Here is a 19075-nt window from a genome sequence, read left to right on the forward strand (position 1 = left end):
TCACGGGAAGTGCTTGACGATCCCCTCTTGCACGACGGTGGCCAGCGGCTGACCGGCCCGGTCGAAGAAGTGACCTGTGCCGAGGCCACGAGATTCCGCGGCGACCGGTGACGTGGTCGAGTAGAGCACCCAGTCGTCGAACCTGATCGGGCGGTGGAACCACACCGTGTGATTGGTGGTGACCGCAAAGATCCGGTCATGGCCCCACGACAGACCGTGGGTGGTGATGATCGAATCCAGGATCGTGGTGTCCGACGAGTAGACCAGTGCGGCGGCGTGGAGCACCTGGTCGTCGGGCATGACGCCCTGGGCCGTCATCCATACCCGGTTGTGGGTGAGCTTGCCGCCCTTGTCGCGCATGATCCATGCCGGATCGTTGGTGTAGCGCCATTCGATCGGCCGCAGCGCGTTGACGAAGAGCGGAACGATCTCCTCGTACCCGCGCAGCAGATGATCGATCGGTGGCACGGCCTCCGGGTCGTCGATCATGGGCGGCTCGACGCCGTGTTCGAGTCCTGCACCGCCGGACAGGTACGAGACCAACGCAGTCGTCAGGAGCTGACCGTTCTGCACGACGTCGACACGACGATTGGCAAACCGGCGTTCGTCGCGCAGCCGCACCACGTGGAACTCAAGGTCCTGCTCTGGGTCGCCGCCCGCGATGAAATGCACCGACAGCGCGCTCGGCGCCGTGGGGTGGTTCAGGCTGCGGCTGGCCGCCACGAACGCCTGGGCCATCATCTGCCCGCCGAAGGTTCTGACCGGGTTCTTGCTCGGATGAACTCCGATGAAGGTGCGGTCGTCGACACGTTCCAGGTCGAGGATCGCCAGGAGCTCGTCGAAATCTGCGTGCCCTGGCAACTGCGGCCCCTCCTGAGGTCTAGACGTCGTCCTCCCCGATGCGGTGGACGTGGATCAGATTCGTCGACCCTACTGTGCCCGGCGGGGCGCCTGCGACGATGACCACCAGGTCTCCGCGCTTGTAACGACCGAGCTCGAGCATCGACTTGTCGACCTGCCGGATCATGCCGTCCGTGGTCTCGATGTGCGGCACGATGAACGTCTCGGTCCCCCAGGTCAACGCGAGCTGGCTGCGCACCTCGGGCAGCGACGTGAACGCCAGCACCGGCAGCGGCGTATGCAGCCGGGCCAGACGGCGGACCGTGTCGCCGGATTGGGTGAACGCGACCAGCGCCTTGGCATCGAGACGCTCGCCGATGTCGCGTGCGGCGTAGGAGATGACACCGCGCTTGGTCCGCGGGGTGTGCGTCAACGGCGGCGCGGCCACCGAGTTCTCTTCGACCGCGCTGACGATGCGGGCCATGGTCCGCACCGTCTCGAACGGAAACTTGCCGACCGAGGTCTCCCCCGACAGCATCACCGCATCGGCGCCGTCGAGCACCGCGTTGGCGACGTCGGACGCCTCGGCGCGGGTCGGGCGGGAATTCTCGATCATCGACTCCAGCATCTGAGTCGCGACGATGACGGGTTTGGCGTTCTCCCTTGCCATTTGGATGGCACGCTTCTGCACCAGCGGCACCTCTTCGAGCGGTAGCTCGACGCCGAGATCGCCGCGAGCGACCATGATCGCGTCGAAGGCCAGCACGATGGCCTCCAGATTGTCGATCGCCTCCGGCTTCTCCAGCTTCGCGATGACGGGCACCCGTCGTCCCACCCGGTCCATCACCTCGTGCACCAGCTCGACGTCGGCGGGTGACCGCACGAAGGACAGCGCAACCAGGTCGACGCCGAGGCGCAGCGCAAACTCGAGATCGTCGATGTCCTTCTCCGAGAGCGCAGGCGCCGAGACGTTCATGCCGGGCAGCGACATGCCTTTGTTGTTGCTGACCTTGCCGCCCTCGGTGACGGTGCAGACCACGTCGCTGCCGTCGATGTGCTCGACCACCAGGCCGACGTTGCCGTCGTCGACGAGGACGCGGTCACCGGGCTTGGCGTCCTGGGCCAACCGCTTGTAGGTGGTCGACACGCGGTCGTGGGTGCCCTCGAAGTCTTCGACGGTGATCCGCACCGTCTCACCATTGACCCACTCGGTGGGACCGTCGGCGAAGCGACCAAGCCGGATCTTCGGTCCCTGCAGGTCGGCGAGGATCCCGACGGCCCTTCCGGTCGCGTCGGACGCCGAGCGGACGCGCTTGTAGTTCGCTTCGTGGTCGGGGTAGTCCCCATGGCTGAAGTTCAGCCGGGCAACGTCCATTCCGGACTCCACCAGCTGCTTGACAGCGTTGTCCGAGGCGGTTGCGGGGCCAAGCGTACAGACGATTTTTCCGCGTCTAGTCACGACTCCTGAGCATAGTCGTTAATCGATTCAGACGACGGCCAGCGGTAGGGCTCCCGGCCGCACCGGGGCCGGGAGATCGGATTCACCCATCAGGTACGTGTCGACGGCGTGCGCAGCGCTGCGGCCTTCTGCGATCGCCCACACGATCAGCGAGGCGCCGCGATGTGCGTCTCCACACACGAAGACCCCGGGCGCGTCGGTCTGCCAGTCCGAGCCGCACGACACGGTGCCGCGCCGATTCAGTGTCAGGCCCAACTTGTCGAGCAGCGCCATGTGCTCGACGCCCTCGAAGCCGATCGCGAGCAGGGCAAGATCGCACGGGATCTCCAGCGACTGCCCGACGGGCACGATACGTCTGCGCCCGGCGTCGTCGCGTTCGACCTGAACCTCGGCGATCACCATGGCCCGCAGATTCCCTTGCTCGTCCCCGAGGAAGCTCTGCACAGCAACCTCGTACCGGCGCTGGCCACCCTCGGCGTGGGCAGGTGAGAGCCGGGTACGTAACACCACCGGCCACATCGGCCACGGCGAGCGGGAGTCGTCGCGGTACTCGGGCGGCTCAGGGTTGTAGTCCAGCTGGGTCACCGAGGCAGCACCCTGCCGGTGCGCGGTGCCGAGGCAGTCCGCACCGGTGTCGCCGCCGCCGATGATCACGACGTGTTTGCCTGCGGCCGAGATGTCGCTGGCGCCGTCACCTTCGCATTCCTTGTTGGCCGGCACGAGGTGTTCCATCGCCAGATAGACGCCCTTGAGGTCGCGGCCGGGCACGTCGTTGTCCCGCGCCCGCAGCGCACCGACCGCCAGCACGACCGCGTCGTGCTGAGCCCTCAACTGCTCGACGGGAAGGTCGACGCCCACCTCGGTTTCAGTGACGAAACGCGTTCCCTCCGCGCGCATCTGAGCGAGTCGCTGGTTCAGGTAGGACTTCTCCAACTTGTACTCGGGGATGCCGTATCGCATCAGTCCACCGATACGGTCGTCTCGCTCATAGACCGTCACGTCGTGACCGGCGCGGGTGAGCTGTTGCGCTGCAGCAAGTCCCGCCGGGCCCGAGCCGACGATCGCGACCTTCTTGCCCGTGGAGATCGCGGCGGGCTGAGGTTCGACGATGCCGTCCATCCAGGCCTGGTCGGCGATGGTCTGTTCGATCCGCTTGATCGTGACGCTGCCACCGGTGTGGTCCTCGGCGATGGACAGCACGCACGCCGCCTCGCACGGGGCAGGACAGAGCCTGCCGGTGAACTCCGGGAAATTATTGGTGGCATGCAGACGGTCACTGGCGGCATCCCAGCGGCCGCGCCGCACCAGGTCGTTCCACTCGGGAATCAGGTTGCCCAGCGGGCAACCGGCAGTGCCGGAGTGGCAGAACGGGATTCCGCAGTCCATGCAGCGCCGGGCCTGCTGCGATACCTCGCCGGCACGTTCATGGGGATCTTGGCGTTCGTAGACCTCCCGCCAGTCGCCGACCCGTTCGTCAACAGGGCGCTTCGTGGCTTCCACCCTGGCCACTTCGAGAAATCCATGCGGATCAGCCACGGCTTGCCTCCATGATCGCTGAGTCGACGTCCCGGCCTTCGGCTTTGGCCATCCGGGTGGCCTGCAGCACGCGTTCGTAGTCGCGCGGCATGACCTTGGTGAATTGCGCACTGCGCCTTGGCCAATCAGACAGCAACGACGTGGCCACAGTGCTGCCGGTGTATTTGGCGTGCTGGGCGACGACCTCGCGCAGCCACAGCAGGTCCTCGGGTTCGAGGCGCTGAAGCTCCACCATGTCGGTGTTCACTCGCTGCGGGTTCAGGCCGAGCACGAACGCGATACCACCCGACATCCCGGCGGCCATGTTGCGGCCAACCTTGCCGAGCACCACGACCCGCCCGCCTGTCATGTACTCGCAGGCGTGATCCCCGACGCCCTCGACGACGGTCAACGCGCCGGAGTTGCGTGCCGCGAACCGCTCCCCCACCCGACCGCGCAGGTACAGCTCACCAGAGGTGGCACCGAAGAGCAGCGTGTTGCCTGCGATCACGTTGTCCTCGGGAAGAAACAGCACGTCGTCCTGGGGCTTGACGATTATCTTGCCGCCCGAGAGTCCCTTGCCCACATAGTCGTTCGCATCCCCAATGAGTTCGAGCGTGATGCCGGGCGGTAGAAAGGCACCGATCGATTGGCCCGCCGATCCCGTGAGGGTGACGTGGATGGTGTCCTCCGGCATACCCTGCGCGCCGTAGCGACGCGTCACCTCGCTGCCGAGCAGGGTGCCGACGGTGCGGTTGACATTGCGCACCGGCAGTTCCAGGCGCACCGGATGTGCGTCCTCGAGGGCGCCTTCGGCGAGTTGGATCAGCGTGCGATCCAGAGCCTGATCCAATCCGTGGTTCTGGTCTCGGGTGCGGACGCGCTGCGCGTTCACCGCCGGCACCGCGAAGATCGGGCTCAGATCGAGTCCCTTGCTTTTCCAGTGCGCGACTCCGCTGGCCGTGTCGAGGACCTCGGCGTGGCCGACGGCCTCGTCGATGCTGCGAAAACCCAGTTCTGCCAGATACTTACGAATATCCTCGGCGATGAAGCGGAAGAAGTTCTCGACGAACTCCGGCTTGCCGTTGAACCGTGCTCGCAGTTCCGGATTCTGAGTGGCGACGCCGACCGGGCACGTGTCGAGGTGGCAGACACGCATCATGATGCAGCCCGCCACCACCAGGGGCGCGGTTGCGAAACCGTATTCCTCGGCGCCGAGCAGCATCGCCACCATGACGTCGCGTGCGGTGCGCATACCGCCGTCGCACTGAACGGTGATGCGGTCCCGCAGGCCGTTGAGCACGAGCGTCTGCTGGGTGTCGGCAAGACCGATCTCCCACGGCGCGCCTGCGTGCTTGAGGCTGGTCAGCGGCGCGGCGCCGGTGCCGCCGTCATAACCCGAGATCAGCACGACGTCGGCGTGGGCCTTGGAGACACCCGCGGCCACGGTGCCGACGCCGACCGAGCTGACGAGCTTGACATGGATACGCGCGTCGGCGTTCGCGTTCTTCAGGTCGTGGATCAGCTGCGCGAGATCCTCGATCGAGTAGATGTCGTGGTGCGGCGGCGGCGAGATCAATCCGACGCCCGGGGTGGAATGCCGGGTCTTGGCAATGTTGGGATACACCTTGTAGCCCGGAAGTTGGCCCCCCTCACCGGGTTTGGCGCCCTGAGCCATCTTGATCTGGATGTCGCTGGCGTTGACGAGGTAGTCGCTGGTGACACCGAAGCGCCCCGAGGCAACTTGTTTGACGGCGCTGCGGCGCTTCGGATCGTAGAGCCGGTCGGTGTCCTCGCCGCCCTCGCCGCTGTTGGATCGCCCGCCCAGATTATTCATGGCGATCGCCATCGTCTCGTGGGCTTCGGCGGAGATGGAGCCGTAGCTCATCGCGCCGGTGTTGAACCTCTTGACGATCTCGCTCGCAGGTTCGACCTCGTCGAGTGGCACCGGTGGCCGCAGACCCCTCTTGAACTCGAACAGACCTCGCAGGGCACCACCCTCCCGCGAGAGCCGGTTGACCTCCTCGGAATACTGTTCGAAAACCTGATAGCGGCCGGTGCGTGTCGAATGTTGAAGCAGAAAGACCACTTCCGGGGTGAACAAATGGAGCTCACCTTCACGGCGGAACGCGTACTCGCCGCCCACTTCGAGGCGGCGGTGCACTCGCTCGGTCGGGTTCTCCGGGTAGGCGCGGCGGTGCCGCAACTTGACCTCTTCGGCGATGACATCGAGGCCGATACCACCGAGCTGGGTCGGTGTCCCGGTGAAGTACTCGTCGATGACGTCCCTGTCGATGCCGACAGCCTCGAACGCCTGCGCGGCGGTGTAGGACGCGACGGTGGAGATACCCATCTTGCTCATCACCTTCATGACGCCCTTGCCCAGCGCCTTGAGGTAATTGCGCACCGCCGCAGTCGGTTCGACGCCGGTGAGTTCGCCTTCGCGAATCAGGTCCTCGATCGATTCGAACGCCAGATACGGATTGACCGCGGCGGCGCCGAAACCGATCAGCATCGCGATGTGGTGCACTTCGCGGGCATCGCCGGATTCGACGACCAGCGCGACGGTGGTGCGCTCCTTGGTGCGCACCAGATGGTGGTGGACAGCCGAGACCGCAAGTAGTGACGGGATCGGCGCCTTGGTGTGATCGGAGTCGCGGTCTGAAATGACCAGTGTCCGTGCACCTTTGCCGATCGCTTCGCAGGCACGCTGCCGAAGGTCCTCCAATGCGTCGGCCAGGCCGTCACCGCCTCGCTCGACGTCGTAGAGGGCCCTGAGCACCGCGGTGCGCAAACCTGGGTGTTCGCCGTCGTCGTTGATGTGGACGATCTTGCCGAGCTCGTCGTTGTCGAGTACCGGCCAGGTGAGCTTGATCTGGCGGCACGACGCGGCGCCGGGTTCGAGAAGGTTCTGTTCGGGCCCCATGATCCGGGCCATCGACGTGACGACCTCTTCGCGGATGGCGTCCAGCGGAGGGTTGGTCACCTGCGCGAACAGTTCGACGAAATAGTCGTAGAGCAGCTTGGAGCGTTGTGACAGCACGGCGGCCGGGGTGTCGGTGCCCATCGATCCCAACGGCTCTGCACCGGAGGCTGCCATCGGCGTGAGCAGAATGCGCAGATCTTCCTCGGTGTAGCCGAAGCTCACTTGGCGGCGCACCACCGACTCGTGGTTGGGCTGGATGTGGGCACGGTCGGGCAGCGTCTTGAGCTCGAGAAGGCCGGCGTGCAGCCATTCGTCGTAGGCTTCGGCACCCGCGAGTTCCTCTTTGATCTCGTCGTCTGGGACGATGCGCCCTGCGGCGGTGTCGACCAGGAGCATCTTGCCGGGTTGCAGCCGGCCTTTGGCCACGATCTCGGACGAAGGCACGTCGAGAACGCCGCTCTCGCTGGCGAGGATGATGCGATCGTCGATGGTGCGCCACCAACGTCCCGGCCGTAATCCGTTGCGGTCCAGCACCGCTCCGACAAGCGTGCCGTCGGTGAAGGTGACGCAGGCAGGTCCGTCCCACGGCTCCATCAGGGAGGCGTGGAACTGCCAGAAGGCCCGTTCGGCGGGGTCCATGACGGTGTTGTTCTCCCACGCCTCGGGGATCATCATGAGCACGGCGTGGGGCAGGCTGCGGCCGCCGAGATGCAGCAGTTCGAGGACTTCGTCGAACGAGGCGGAATCGGACGCCCCCGGAGTACAGATCGGCGACAGCCGGCTCAGGTCTCCCGGGATTTTGCTGCTGGCCAGCATGGCTTCGCGCGCGTGCATGCGATTGCGGTTGCCGCGCACGGTGTTGATCTCGCCGTTGTGGGCGACGAAGCGGAACGGGTGCGCCAGCGGCCAGGACGGGAACGTGTTGGTCGAGAAGCGGCTGTGCACGATGGCGATGGCACTGACGCAGCGTTCGTCGCGTAGATCCGGAAAGTACTGGGGCAGTTGCATTGTCGTGAGCATGCCCTTGTAAACCATGGTGCGGCTGGACAGCGACGGGAAGTAGACACCCGAGCGTTCGGCACGCTTGCGCAGTGGGTACACGCGCCGGTCGAGATCGATTCCGCCGGGTCGGTGTCCGTTGTGTTCGGGCGCAGCGACGAACAACTGGGACATGTAGGGCATGCATCCGAGCGCGGTCTGGCCGACCTCGGCGCCGTCAGGGTCCACCGGAACCTCGCGCCAGCCCAGGATCTCGAGTCCCTCATCGGCGGCAATGGTGTGGACATTCTCGAGCGCATCCGCTCGAGCTGCGAGGTCCTGAGGCAGGTAGCAGATGCCTGCTGCGAAGGTGTTGCTTCCATCGGCCGCCGGGGCGGGCAGGTCGAAGTCGACGACGCTGCCGAGCAGATCGGCGGGAAGCTGAATCAGGATGCCTGCCCCGTCACCGCTGTTGGGCTCGGCACCAGCAGCGCCACGGTGTTCGAGGTGCTCGAGCGCGATCAGGCCGTCGGTGACGATCGCATGCGATTGCCGGCCTTTGATATCGACGACCATTGCGACACCACACGAATCGGCCTCGTTGGCCGGGTCGTAGAGACCTTGGGGTTCGGGCAGCGCCGAGAACAGGATGGACATGGGCCTCCGCAGTCCTGGTGATGGTCTTCAGGGACTGCAGCGGCCCGTCGGGCGAGTCTATCAGCGCGGCGGAATGGTCACCCGTCGAGAACGGTCGGGACCAGCGGGAATCCCGGAAGATTGCGAACGATCGTCCAGGCCACCGCGGCAGCGAAGACGACGGCATAGACGGGCACGGTGAGCGCCGGTTTAGATTGCTGACGGCGCACGAGAACCCACGCGAGGAGAAGCGGCAGCCCGATGAGGGCGAACGCGTTGTCGACGAACGCCGCCGCCAAGTCGCCGTGCAGCAGGTCATGCGTCATCCGCATTCCCCCGCACGCCGGGCAGAACCAGCCGGTCAGTTCGTGGAACGGGCATGGCGGGAAGACGAAGTTCGGGCTGTGCGGGTCGCCAATGCCCACGAATGCGAGCGCGCCGACCACCGCGGCGCCGGTGCCCAGGCCGGCGAGCAGACGGCCCCGGTTGCCGACGCTGGGGTCAGGTGCCATCGCGCAGCGGGCGACCTTCCGAATCACGCACCTTGTCGGTCAGGATGAGGACGGCGTCGACGATCCCCCAGACGATGGCGCCAATTCCACAGGTGAGCAGCCCTACCACGAGCTGAATGATGCCGAGCGTCGTGTATCCCAGGTAGATGCGTCCGATGCCGACCAGCCCGAACAGGCCGAGAAGCTGGAGCAGGCCGCCGACCACCTTCGATTTTTCCGAGAAGGGTTCACCGGTGAGCGGATGCCGACCGTATGGCGCCATCGGGTCCATGTAGGCACCGGGATATCCCGTTGCCGGCGGCGGATATGCGCCCGGCGCTGAATAGCCGCCGGGCGGCGGGGGCGCGTACTGCGGCCCTGGCGGGACGTAGCCGGGCTGTGGCGGCGGAGGCGAATACGGGTTGCCGCCTTCGTTGCCGCTGAATGGAGGCTCGGTCATGGCACCAGAATGCCAGAACCGGCAGATCCTTAGAAGGGCGGCGGTTCGTAGATCTCGGCCAGCCAGGCCTGATGCTGCCGTTCCTTTTCCGCGTTGATTTCGATCCGCTTTTGGCGTTCTCGTCGGATCCGGGACGCCCGGTCCTGTTCGCGGGTTCGCTTGCGTCGCGGCATCATCGCGGACTTATCGGGCGACTCCTCCGGGGCGTCCGCCTTGGGTAACGTCGCGGTCGGGGCTGCCAGCGCGGGGAACAGCATCCCGCCCGCGGAGTCTGTGACGTAGACGTGGCCCGTCGGAGCGGTCAAAACAACAGTGCCATCCGGATATTGCTCGTCACGCCAGCCGTTCGGACCGGTGTAGAACGTCTTGATCAAATGATGTGTGCGGCAGTAATGCTTGGTGGCCGAGGCATGAGTGACGCCGAACGGCCACGGCGTCGTATGGTCGACATCGCATTTCTCGACGGGCGCGTCGCACCCTGGGAAACGGCATGTCAGATCACGCCAACGCAGGTAATCAGACAGCCTCGCAGACGGCCGATATCCGCTTTCCGGTTCTGCTCCGGGCTGCTGAACCGGCTTGAGCTTGGCCGTCTTTGCGGCCTTTCGGACTTCGTCGGCCGGCAGGATCCCCATTCCGGACATGTAGCCCGGGTGGTCGGATGCGCCGTCAAGGGTCGCTTGCTCAGCAAGGATATGGATAACCACCTGGCCGGCGGAGTCGCGTAGCGTCGTCGCCGGGCAATCGTCGGCGCCGCACTGGCAGGTCAGGCTCGTCTCCCAGCGGCCCATGGCGCCACACGCATCTGCCCGCAGCTGGTTTTCGGTTCTCGGATCGTTGGCGCAGACCGTAGCGATCAGGGTCTTGAGTCGTTGGTCGAATGCCGCGGCGTCTTCTGCATTGAGCACGCCGCCGGCATATGCCATGCCGGGCGTAGCGGGTTCGACGTCGAAATAGCGATTGTCCTTGGCGATCGGTGGCACTCGCACACCGGCAGGATCGAATTTGGCCACCCACTGGTCCAGCCGATCTTTGAGCACCTTGTCCGACAACCGCATCCACCTGGCGAGTTTCGGCGCCAATGCCTCGTCCAAATCCGCAATGACGTCGTCCTCGACATTGTCTGTGCACGTCAGCGTCGTCTTCACCATGCGGAAATCGATGTCGCCGCGACGGAATGCCTCCACAACTCGCGGGAGTCGCTGCTGCAACGCCACGGCCATACGCACCTGACTTGCCGCCCGCCCTCTGCTGATGTTCTGGGCCGCAGAGACTTCCGCTCCGACGGCCTCGAACACATCGGTACGCCACAAACCCGCTTCGAGGTACGTCTGCTTGCGTATCGCATAAAGCCGAGCAATTGCGGCGAGTCGCTCTGCAATCGCCCGCGCCTCGCAACGAGCGGCGAACGTCATCGCGTTCACCGCATCAACTGCATCGGCCGAATCGAACATATGTGCTACTTTACCGGGTGCGGGTGACAAGTCGGTGCGGCAATTCCGAGGCTCAGCTGGGGTTTCTTTCACGGCGAACGTCTCTGCCCGACACCATCCCGGTGACAGACTGGCCGCATGGCGTCCGCAAGATCTCCCCTGGTGCTTATGCACGGCGTCCTCATGTCCGGGAACGCTTGGCAGGACGTGGTGCCCCTTCTTTCCGACCGCCACCAGGTGCACCCGGTAACTACTGCCGGCCACCGCGGGGGGCCAGCCCTGCAGCGATCCCCAGCCACGGTCGAGGACCTCGTTGATGCCGTAGAGCATTACCTGGATGAGCACGGACTCGAACGGCCGCATGTGGTCGGCCTGTCCCTGGGCGGCTGGATGGCTATCGAGCTGGCACGACGTGGCCGCGCGGCCACAGTGTGTGCGTTGGCGCCGGCGGGCTTCTGGTCGCCTGGAGACAGGGCACAGGCTCATGTGCTGAACGAGATCCATAAGTTCGTGGCAATGGGACGACTCGCCCGTCCCACTCGACCTTTAGTGGCGCTGGCAATGAAATCGGCAATTGTGCGTCGCGTCGGCTTTCGCAAGGCCGCCCAGCACGGGGATCGGCTCTCTGCAGCGAAAAGCATTGAGGCAGTCGACGATATCTCCGCATGCACCCTGAACGTCGACGACATTCTCGGTTCAGATCTCTACCTCGCACCGCTGGATCCGGTGCCATGTCCGGTGACCATCGCTTGGTCGGGCAGCGATGCGATCATCCCGGTTCCCATGTGCGACCCGATCGCCCGGGAACGGCTGCCCCAGGCGTCGTTCACGACGCTGCCCGGCGTCGGACACGTCCCGATGATCGACAATCCCGAGCTGGTGGCTCGAACAATTCTGGCCGTTACGGCCGCGGGTAGTTCGGGCACGCTCTGACGGGGGTCAGCGGTTCCTTCGCCGACGGAGCCATTGACGAACTCGACCGCCGGATTCGAATTGTGTTCGGGCGTCGGACGATTCGGTGATGATCGAATAGGGAGACTTTTCAGCGTCTGATGCCACGGCGCTTTCGGGTTCGCCATCGACCACAGTCTCAGCCGAATCGGGAACCTCTGACTTGTCCCCATCGGCCTCAGTCAATGACTCAGCATCAAGCTCAGCAGCCAACTCCTCAACAGCCGCCTCACCGTCAACCGCAACCTCATGAGCTTCCGTCGCCTCGGCAACCGCCTCAGCCACCTCATCACCCTCGACCGAACCCAAACCCTCGGCCTCGGTCACCGAACCAGCATCACCCTCAGGAACTTCGGCGGCGGCACACTCATCAGACTCAGCAGCGAGCTCCTCAGCCACGGCCTCATCCTCAACCGCCACCTCATGAGCTTCCGGCGCCTCGGCAACCGCCTCAGCCACCTCATCACCCTCAACCGAACCCAAACCCTCAGCCTCGGTCACCGAACCAGCATCACCCTCAGGAACTTCGGCGGCGGCACTCTCATCAGACTCAGCAGCGAGCTCCTCAGCCACGACCTCATCCTCAACCGCTACCTCATGAGCTTCCGGCGCTTCGGCAACCGCCTCAGCCACCTCATCACCCTCAACCGAACCCAAACCCTCAGCCTCGGTCACCGAACCAGCATCACCCTCAGGAACTTCGGCGGCGGCACTCTCATCAGACTCAGCATCAAGCTCGGCAGCCAACTCCTCAGCAGCCGCCTCGCCCTCAACCGCAACCTCATGAGCTTCCGGCGCCTCGGCAACCGCCTCAGCCACCTCAACACCCTCAACCGAACCCAAACCCTCGGAATCAACGTCGGTCACCGCAGCCGCATCAACCTCACCGACCTCGGCAGCGGGCTCAGCATCAAGCTCAGCAGCCTCAGCAGCGAGCTCCTCAGCCACGGCCTCACCCTCAACCGCCACCTCATGAGCATCCGGCGCCTCGGCAACCGCCTCAGCCACCTCATCACCCTCGACCAAACCCAAACCCTCAGGCGCGGCGGGCTCGTCACTGGTCACGGCCTGACCGGCGGCAGCGGCACCCTCGGTAGCTTCGACCGCCTCATCGCCCTCGATAGCTCCGAGACCACCGGCCTCCTCGGGAACTGGCGGTGCCACGACATCACCGTCGCCCTCGGCTGCCTCCTCGACCGCGTCTTCATCCGCCACGTCGAGTTCCGCGGCCAGAGCTTCCGCCTCAGCGGCGCCATCGACTGCAACGTCGTGAGCCGCCGCCGCGCCCTCGGTCGCCTCGACGGCCTCGTCACCCTCGACCGCCCCGAGTCCGCCAGGTCGACGCTCAGAGTCGTCTTCTTGACCGGCCACGGTCGCGGCGGCAACGACTCCCGTTGCGGAGGCCATCGCGACATCCTTGGCGAGCTCCTCGACGTCCGATTCGGCGTCCTGCTTGCCCCGCAGCGTCTCGGGCGCCTCGCGGCCCTTCGGCGCCACCATGATGTAGACAACCGCGGCGATGAAGACGAACGTCGACGTGAAGGTGTTGATCCGGATGCCGGCGAGGAGCGTGGCGGTGTCGCTGCGCATCAGCTCGACCCAGAACCGCCCGACGCAGTATCCCGCGACATACAGCGCGAACAGGCGGCCATGTCCGATCTTGAATCGCCGGTCGACGAGGATCAGCACCGCGAAAACCAGCAGGTTCCACAGCAACTCGTAGAGAAAGGTCGGATGCACGACCTTGACCAGCACACCGTTGGACACACCGTTCAGCGAGTCGGACAGACCCGCCGAGTTCACCCGCTCGTAAATCTCCAGACCCCAGGGCAGGGTGGTCTCCCGCCCGTACAGCTCCTGGTTGAAGTAGTTGCCCAGACGTCCGATCGCCTGGGCCAGAACGATTCCCGGCGCGATCGCATCTCCGAAGGCGGGCAGCGGTATCCCCCGCCGCCGGCATGCGATCCACGCACCGACACCGCCGAGCGCCACCGCGCCCCAGATTCCGAGCCCGCCGTCCCAAATCCGCAGGGCCGCAGCCGGGCCCGCGCCGTTCTCACCGAAGTAGGTCGGCCAGTCCGTCATGACGTGGTAGAGCCGTCCGCCGATGAGACCGAACGGCACCGCCCACAGCGCCACGTCGTAGATGACTCCCGGTTCGCCGCCCCTGGCCACCCACCGCCGATCGCCGATCACCAGCGCGGCAACAATGCCCACGATGATGAACAGCGCGTACGCGCGCAGCGGGAACGGTCCGAGGTGCCACACACCCTGAGCGGGACTCGGGATGGAGGCCAGTACCGTCGTCGTCACGCAGTGATCCTCTGCCGTACGCCGTCTGCGAGTTCTTCTGTCAGCGAGCGCACCGCGGGGATGCCCTCCTTCAACGCCGATACGAGTGCCGAACCGACGATCACGCCGTCGGCGTAGGCGCCGATCTCGGCCGCTTGTTCACGCGAGCGGACGCCGAGGCCGACACCCACGGGGATGTCCGATATCGCCTTGACCCGGCTGACCAGTTCCGGCGCCGCATTCGACACCGCGTCACGCGCACCGGTGACACCCATCGTGGATGCCGCATAGATGAATCCTCTAGAGGCCTGGACGGTCGCAGCCAGACGTTCGGGAGTCGAGGACGGCGCGACAAGGAAGATCCTGTCCAGATCGTGGGCGTCGGAGACCGACACCCAGTCATCGGCCTCGTCGGGGATCAGGTCGGGCGTGATGAGCCCGAGCCCGCCTGCCGATGCCAGGTCACGAGCGAACGAGTCGATCCCCTTGCGCAGCACGGGGTTCCAATAGGTCATCACGACGGCATGGCCGCCGGCGTTGCTGATCGCCTCGACCGCGCGGAATGCGTCGTGCACCCGCACGCCGCCGCGCAGCGCCACCTCGGTGGCCGCCGCGATAACAGGCCCGTCCATACCCGGGTCCGAGTACGCAATGCCGACCTCGACGATGTCGCAGCCCGCCTCGACCAGCGCGACCATCGCCTCAATGGACGATTCGACGTCGGGAAACCCGGTCGGTAGATAGCCGATCAGCGCGGCACGGCCCTCGGCTCGGCAGGCTTCGAACAATCCGGCGAGCCTGCTCATGTCGCACTGTCCTCCAGCAAGCCGAACCACTTGGCTGCCGTCTCGACGTCCTTGTCGCCACGACCGGAAAGATTGACCAGGATCGCCGATCCCGGCCCGAGGTCCGCACCCAATTTCAAAGCGCCCGCAACGGCGTGCGCCGACTCGATGGCCGGGATGATGCCCTCGGTGCGGCTCAGAAGCGACAACGCGTCCATCGCCTCGCTGTCCGTGATCGGCAGATATCTGGCGCGGCCGATGTCCTTGAGCAGAGCGTGCTCGGGGCCGACACCCGGATAATCCAATCCCGCTGAGATCGAATGGGATTCGATCGTCTGGCCGTCCTCGTCCTGCAGCAGGTACGAGAAGGAGCCCTGGAATGCGCCCGGCGAACCACCCGTGAACGTTGCTGCGTGACGGCCTGTTTCGACGCCGTCGCCTGCCGCCTCGTAGCCGATGAGGCTCACGTCGGGGTCGTCGATGAAGGCATGGAAGATTCCGATTGCGTTGGAGCCACCACCGACACAGGCGACAACCGCGTCGGGCAGTCGACCCGCCTGATCGAGCATCTGCTGGCGGGCTTCCATACCGATGACGCGCTGGAAGTCGCGCACCATGAGCGGGAACGGATGCGGGCCCGCGGCGGTGCCGAACGCGTAATAGGTGCTGTCGGCGTTGGCGACCCAGTCACGGAAGGTCTCGTTGATGGCGTCCTTCAACGTCTTCGAGCCGGACTCCACCGCCACCACGGATGCACCCAGCAGCCTCATCCTGGCTACGTTCAACGCCTGCCGCGCGGTGTCGACGGCACCCATGTAGATGATGCACTCCAGGCCGAGCAACGCGCACGCTGTCGCTGTCGCCACACCGTGCTGGCCCGCGCCGGTCTCGGCGATGACCCGGGTCTTGCCCATCTGCTTGGCCAGCAGGGCCTGCCCAAGGACGTTGTTGATCTTGTGAGAACCCGTGTGGTTGAGGTCTTCTCGCTTCAAGAAGATGCGCGCGCCACCGGCGTGCTCGCTGAGACGCTCCGCCTCGTACAGCGGTGACGGGCGGCCGGTGTAGTGCTTCTGCAGTCGGTCGAGTTCGTCGAGGAACGTCTGATCAGTCCGAGCCTTCTCGTAGGCGGCGGTCACCTCTTCGATGACGGCCATCAGAGCTTCGGGTACCAGTCGCCCGCCGTAGGCGCCGAAGTGCCCCTTGGCGTCGGGGTCATGTGAGGTCGGTTCAGCGACCGCCGCGCTGGCACGCGGCAGGTCTCGACCTGCGGGGCTACTCACTTAACGGGCGGGTTTCGGGCACGACGGGTGCGCACCGGCGGTGACGAGATCAGCAACAGCGCTGCGCGGATCACCGCTGGTAACCAGGCCTTCACCGACAAGAACACCGTCGGCTCCGGCGCCGGCGTAGGCGAGCAGGTCCGCTGTCCCCCGCACACCCGACTCCGCGATCTTGATGACCTTGCTCGGCAGGCCCGGCGCAATCCGCGCGAAGCAGTCCCTGTCGACCTCAAGCGTCTTCAGGTTGCGAGCGTTCACGCCGATCAGCGAGGCTCCGGCCTGCAAGGCTCTGTCGGCCTCTTCCTCGGTGTGCACCTCGACCAGAGCGGTCATGCCCAGCGACTCCGTGCGCTCGAGAAGCGACTCCAGCGCGGGCTGCTCAAGCGCGGCCACGATCAACAGCAGCAGATCGGCTCCGTGGGCACGGGCTTCGTGAATCTGGTAGGGCCGCACGATGAAGTCCTTGCGCAGCACCGGAATCGATACGGCCGCACGGACCGCGTCGAGGTCGTCGAGCGAGCCGTTGAACCGGCGCTGCTCGGTCAGCACGCTGATGACACGGGCGCCGCCGTCCTCATAGGCGCGGGCGAGCTCGGCCGGGTCCGCGATCGAGGCCAACTCTCCCCGCGACGGGCTGGCACGCTTGACCTCGGCGATCACCGCGATGCCCGGCGCACGTAGTGCGGCCATGACATCGAGTGGCGCCGGTGCGCGCTGAGCTAGTTCCTTGACCTCTGAGAGGCTGACGACGGCCTCGCGGGCGGCAACATCAGCACGGACTCCCTCGAGGATGGAGTCGAGCACGTTAGCCGAACCCATAGACGTCGTTTCCCTTTCCCTGACGGCCATTCGATTCTTAGTGAAGGGTAGTCGCCACGACGGCATGGTCTGTCACCGGCCCTTGTTGTCGGGATTGACCGGGTCCTGGGTGGGATCGGAACCCTCGTCGAGGGCGTCCCAGATCATCCTCTCCGACATGGCCGCTGCAGGCGCGTCGGGTGCGACGGTCGGCCGTCGCGCGTATCGGGTGGTCTCGGCCCGGCCGCGGGCGGCCGACCGCATCAGCAGCACCGCGCCGAGCAGTGACAGCGCGGCGGCGACCAGCGTCACGACCGCCCCGACGTAGAACCTCTGGGTGTCGATCAGGTCTGCTACCGGCACCTCCGCCAGGCGGGCCGCGCGCACCGCGACGTCGTCGACCACCCACAGACTGATTGCCAAATAGCCCATGCCGGCGCTCGCAGCGGCGATCAGCACCGCCAGCACCCGCAGGGGCCAACCACGCACGGCCAGCGCGGCGACCGCGGCGGCGAGCACGAGCAGCGCCAGCGGGACCAGAGCCGTCGACCACGTCGCCCCCGAGAGTGCGGCGGTCTTGGGTTGCCCGAGTCCGTCGAACGAGCTGATCTGCACCCAGGTGAACCGCGACGCCGCCCAGAGGCCCGCCGCGGCAAGAACCAGAATCAGTTGCGCGGCGCGGATCACGGCTCGCTCAGCGTCTCGGCCGCCGCGATAGCGGCCAACACGGCCCGGGCCTTGTTCGCGGATTCGGTGTACTCGTAGGGGCCGTTCGAATCGGCCACGACCCCACCGCCGGCCTGCACGTAGGCCGTTCCGTTGCGCATGAGCGCGGTACGGATCGCGATGGCGAAATCGGCGTTGCCCGCGAAATCGAGATAGCCCAGCACACCGCCGTAGAGGCCGCGGCGGGTCATCTCCACCTCCTCGATGAGCTCCATCGCGCGTACCTTCGGCGCACCCGACAGCGTCCCGGCGGGGAAGCACGCGGTCACCGCGTCCAGCGCGGTCTTCTCGTCGGCGAGCAACCCGGTCACGGTCGACACCAGGTGCATGACGTGGCTGTAGCGCTCGATGTGGCTGTAGTCCTCGACCTTGACGGTGCCCGGCCGGCACACTCGGCCCAGGTCGTTGCGGCCGAGGTCGACGAGCATCAGGTGCTCGGCGCGCTCCTTCTCGTCGGAGAGCAGCTCCTTTTCCAGCAGCAGGTCTTCTTCTTCGGTGTCCCCGCGCCAGCGCGTACCGGCAATCGGATGCGTGGTCGCCCGGCCGTCCTTGACGGTGACGAGCGCCTCCGGGCTCGAGCCCACAATCGAAAAGTCCAGTCCCCCATCTGCATTCGGCACATTGAGCAAATACATGTAGGGGCTCGGATTGGTGACCCGCAGCATCCGGTACACATCAAGGGGATCTGCGAGGGTCGTCATTTCAAACCGCTGCGACGGCACCACCTGGAACGCCTCACCCGCCTCGATGTCGCCGACGAGCTTGTCGACGATCTCGGTGTACTGCTCGACCGTGCGCTGCGAGCGGTGCAACGGGGCCGGCCTGCTGAAGGTCGCCACCGTCGAGGCCAGCGGCTCGGCCAGCGCCGCGGTCATCACGTCCAGCCGTTCCACCGCGTCGTCGTAGGCCGAGTCGACGCGTTCGTCGGTGCCGTTCCAATTGACCGCGTTCGCGATCAGCGTGATGGTGCCCTCGTGGTGATCCACGGCCGCGATGTCGGTAGCCAGCAGCAACATCATGTCCGGCAGACCGAGATCGTCGACGGTCAGCTCGGGAAGGCGCTCGAGCCGGCGCACCAAGTCGTAGGCGAAGAAGCCGACGAGGCCCGACGACAGCGGCGGCAGGCCGGGTAGCGCGGCCGTCTCCAGCAGCGTCAGGGTCGCGCGCAGCGCCGCAAGGGGGTCCCCACCTGCGGGGGCGTCCTTGGGGATCACGCCGAGCCACACGGCTTCGCCGTCACGGACGGTCAGCGCGGACGGGGCGCCTGCACCGATGAACGACCATCGCGACCACGACCGCCCGTTTTCCGCGGACTCCAGAAGGAAGGTCCCGGGGCGGTTGGCAGCCAGCTTGCGATACGCCGACAGCGGCGTCTCGCTGTCGGCGAGCACTTTGCGGGTCACCGGGACCACCCGATGCTCAGCGGCCAGCGCCCGGAAGTCCTCACGCGACGTCGTCGTGGTGAGGTTGGCGGTCGTCTGCACCCCGACATCCTCCCAGAAGTA

Annotated in this window: 14 protein-coding genes; 1 reads left to right on the top strand and 13 read right to left on the bottom strand. The window is 65.9% G+C overall.

What is annotated here, in order from left to right:
- From AWC12_RS16515 to AWC12_RS16545, 7 genes are all read right to left on the bottom strand, one after another.
- Positions 1 to 861: an acyl-CoA thioesterase gene (locus AWC12_RS16515; RefSeq protein WP_024444319.1), complete on the bottom strand. Its 861-nt coding sequence runs from the start codon at positions 859 to 861 to the stop codon at positions 1 to 3.
- 19 nt (positions 862 to 880) lie between these two features.
- Positions 881 to 2299 carry a pyruvate kinase gene (gene pyk / locus AWC12_RS16520; protein WP_024444318.1) on the bottom strand — a complete coding sequence of 473 codons (1419 nt, stop codon included), beginning with the start codon at positions 2297 to 2299 and terminating at the stop codon, positions 881 to 883.
- A gap of 27 nt (positions 2300 to 2326) precedes the next feature.
- Positions 2327 to 3835 carry a glutamate synthase subunit beta gene (locus tag AWC12_RS16525; protein WP_085175593.1) on the bottom strand — a complete coding sequence of 503 codons (1509 nt, stop codon included), beginning with the start codon at positions 3833 to 3835 and terminating at the stop codon, positions 2327 to 2329.
- Positions 3828 to 8369, bottom strand: a complete 4542-nt coding sequence (gltB, locus tag AWC12_RS16530) for a glutamate synthase large subunit (protein WP_110808671.1) — start codon at positions 8367 to 8369, stop codon at positions 3828 to 3830. Before gltB ends, AWC12_RS16525 begins: the two co-directional genes overlap by 8 nt.
- 83 nt (positions 8370 to 8452) lie before the next feature.
- Positions 8453 to 8866 (bottom strand): DUF2752 domain-containing protein, encoded by a 414-nt coding sequence (locus tag AWC12_RS16535; protein ID WP_085175597.1) that lies wholly within the window; start codon positions 8864 to 8866, stop codon positions 8453 to 8455.
- On the bottom strand, positions 8856 to 9305 hold the full coding sequence (locus AWC12_RS16540; protein WP_085175599.1) for an NINE protein: 450 nt from the start codon (positions 9303 to 9305) through the stop codon (positions 8856 to 8858). Before AWC12_RS16540 ends, AWC12_RS16535 begins: the two co-directional genes overlap by 11 nt.
- Before the next feature lie 29 nt (positions 9306 to 9334).
- Complete coding sequence (locus tag AWC12_RS16545) at positions 9335 to 10759, bottom strand: HNH endonuclease signature motif containing protein (RefSeq protein ID WP_085175601.1); 1425 nt, start codon at positions 10757 to 10759, stop codon at positions 9335 to 9337.
- 162 nt (positions 10760 to 10921) lie between these two features.
- Here AWC12_RS16545 and AWC12_RS16550 point away from each other — a divergent pair, with 162 nt between their 5' ends.
- The gene (locus tag AWC12_RS16550; protein WP_234814051.1) at positions 10922 to 11671 is read left to right on the top strand and encodes an alpha/beta fold hydrolase; all 750 of its coding nucleotides are present in this window, start codon (positions 10922 to 10924) and stop codon (positions 11669 to 11671) included.
- Between the two features lie 6 nt (positions 11672 to 11677).
- On the opposite strand, the gene lgt is transcribed toward AWC12_RS16550, so the two are convergent.
- The 6 genes from lgt to AWC12_RS16580 all read right to left on the bottom strand — a co-directional run bounded on the left by lgt (position 11678) and on the right by AWC12_RS16580 (position 19054).
- Positions 11678 to 14002, bottom strand: coding sequence for a prolipoprotein diacylglyceryl transferase (gene lgt, locus AWC12_RS16555; RefSeq protein WP_085175605.1), 2325 nt, complete (start codon positions 14000 to 14002; stop codon positions 11678 to 11680).
- Complete coding sequence (gene trpA / locus AWC12_RS16560; RefSeq protein ID WP_085175607.1) at positions 13999 to 14787, bottom strand: tryptophan synthase subunit alpha; 789 nt, start codon at positions 14785 to 14787, stop codon at positions 13999 to 14001. Before trpA ends, lgt begins: the two co-directional genes overlap by 4 nt.
- Positions 14784 to 16046, bottom strand: coding sequence for a tryptophan synthase subunit beta (trpB, locus tag AWC12_RS16565; RefSeq protein ID WP_085175609.1), 1263 nt, complete (start codon positions 16044 to 16046; stop codon positions 14784 to 14786). Before trpB ends, trpA begins: the two co-directional genes overlap by 4 nt.
- Positions 16047 to 16865, bottom strand: coding sequence for an indole-3-glycerol phosphate synthase TrpC (gene trpC / locus AWC12_RS16570; protein WP_024446333.1), 819 nt, complete (start codon positions 16863 to 16865; stop codon positions 16047 to 16049). It lies immediately after the preceding gene.
- A 72-nt stretch (positions 16866 to 16937) separates the two neighbouring features.
- Entirely contained in the window at positions 16938 to 17531 is a 594-nt protein-coding gene (locus tag AWC12_RS16575; RefSeq protein ID WP_085175612.1) for a TIGR02234 family membrane protein, read from the bottom strand.
- Positions 17528 to 19054, bottom strand: coding sequence for an anthranilate synthase component I (locus AWC12_RS16580; protein WP_085175614.1), 1527 nt, complete (start codon positions 19052 to 19054; stop codon positions 17528 to 17530). The genes AWC12_RS16575 and AWC12_RS16580 overlap by 4 nt, the downstream gene beginning before the upstream one ends.
- Positions 19055 to 19075: the final 21 nt, after the last annotated feature.

Source organism: Mycolicibacterium iranicum (genome assembly GCF_002101705.1).
Taxonomy (GTDB): domain Bacteria; phylum Actinomycetota; class Actinomycetes; order Mycobacteriales; family Mycobacteriaceae; genus Mycobacterium; species Mycobacterium iranicum.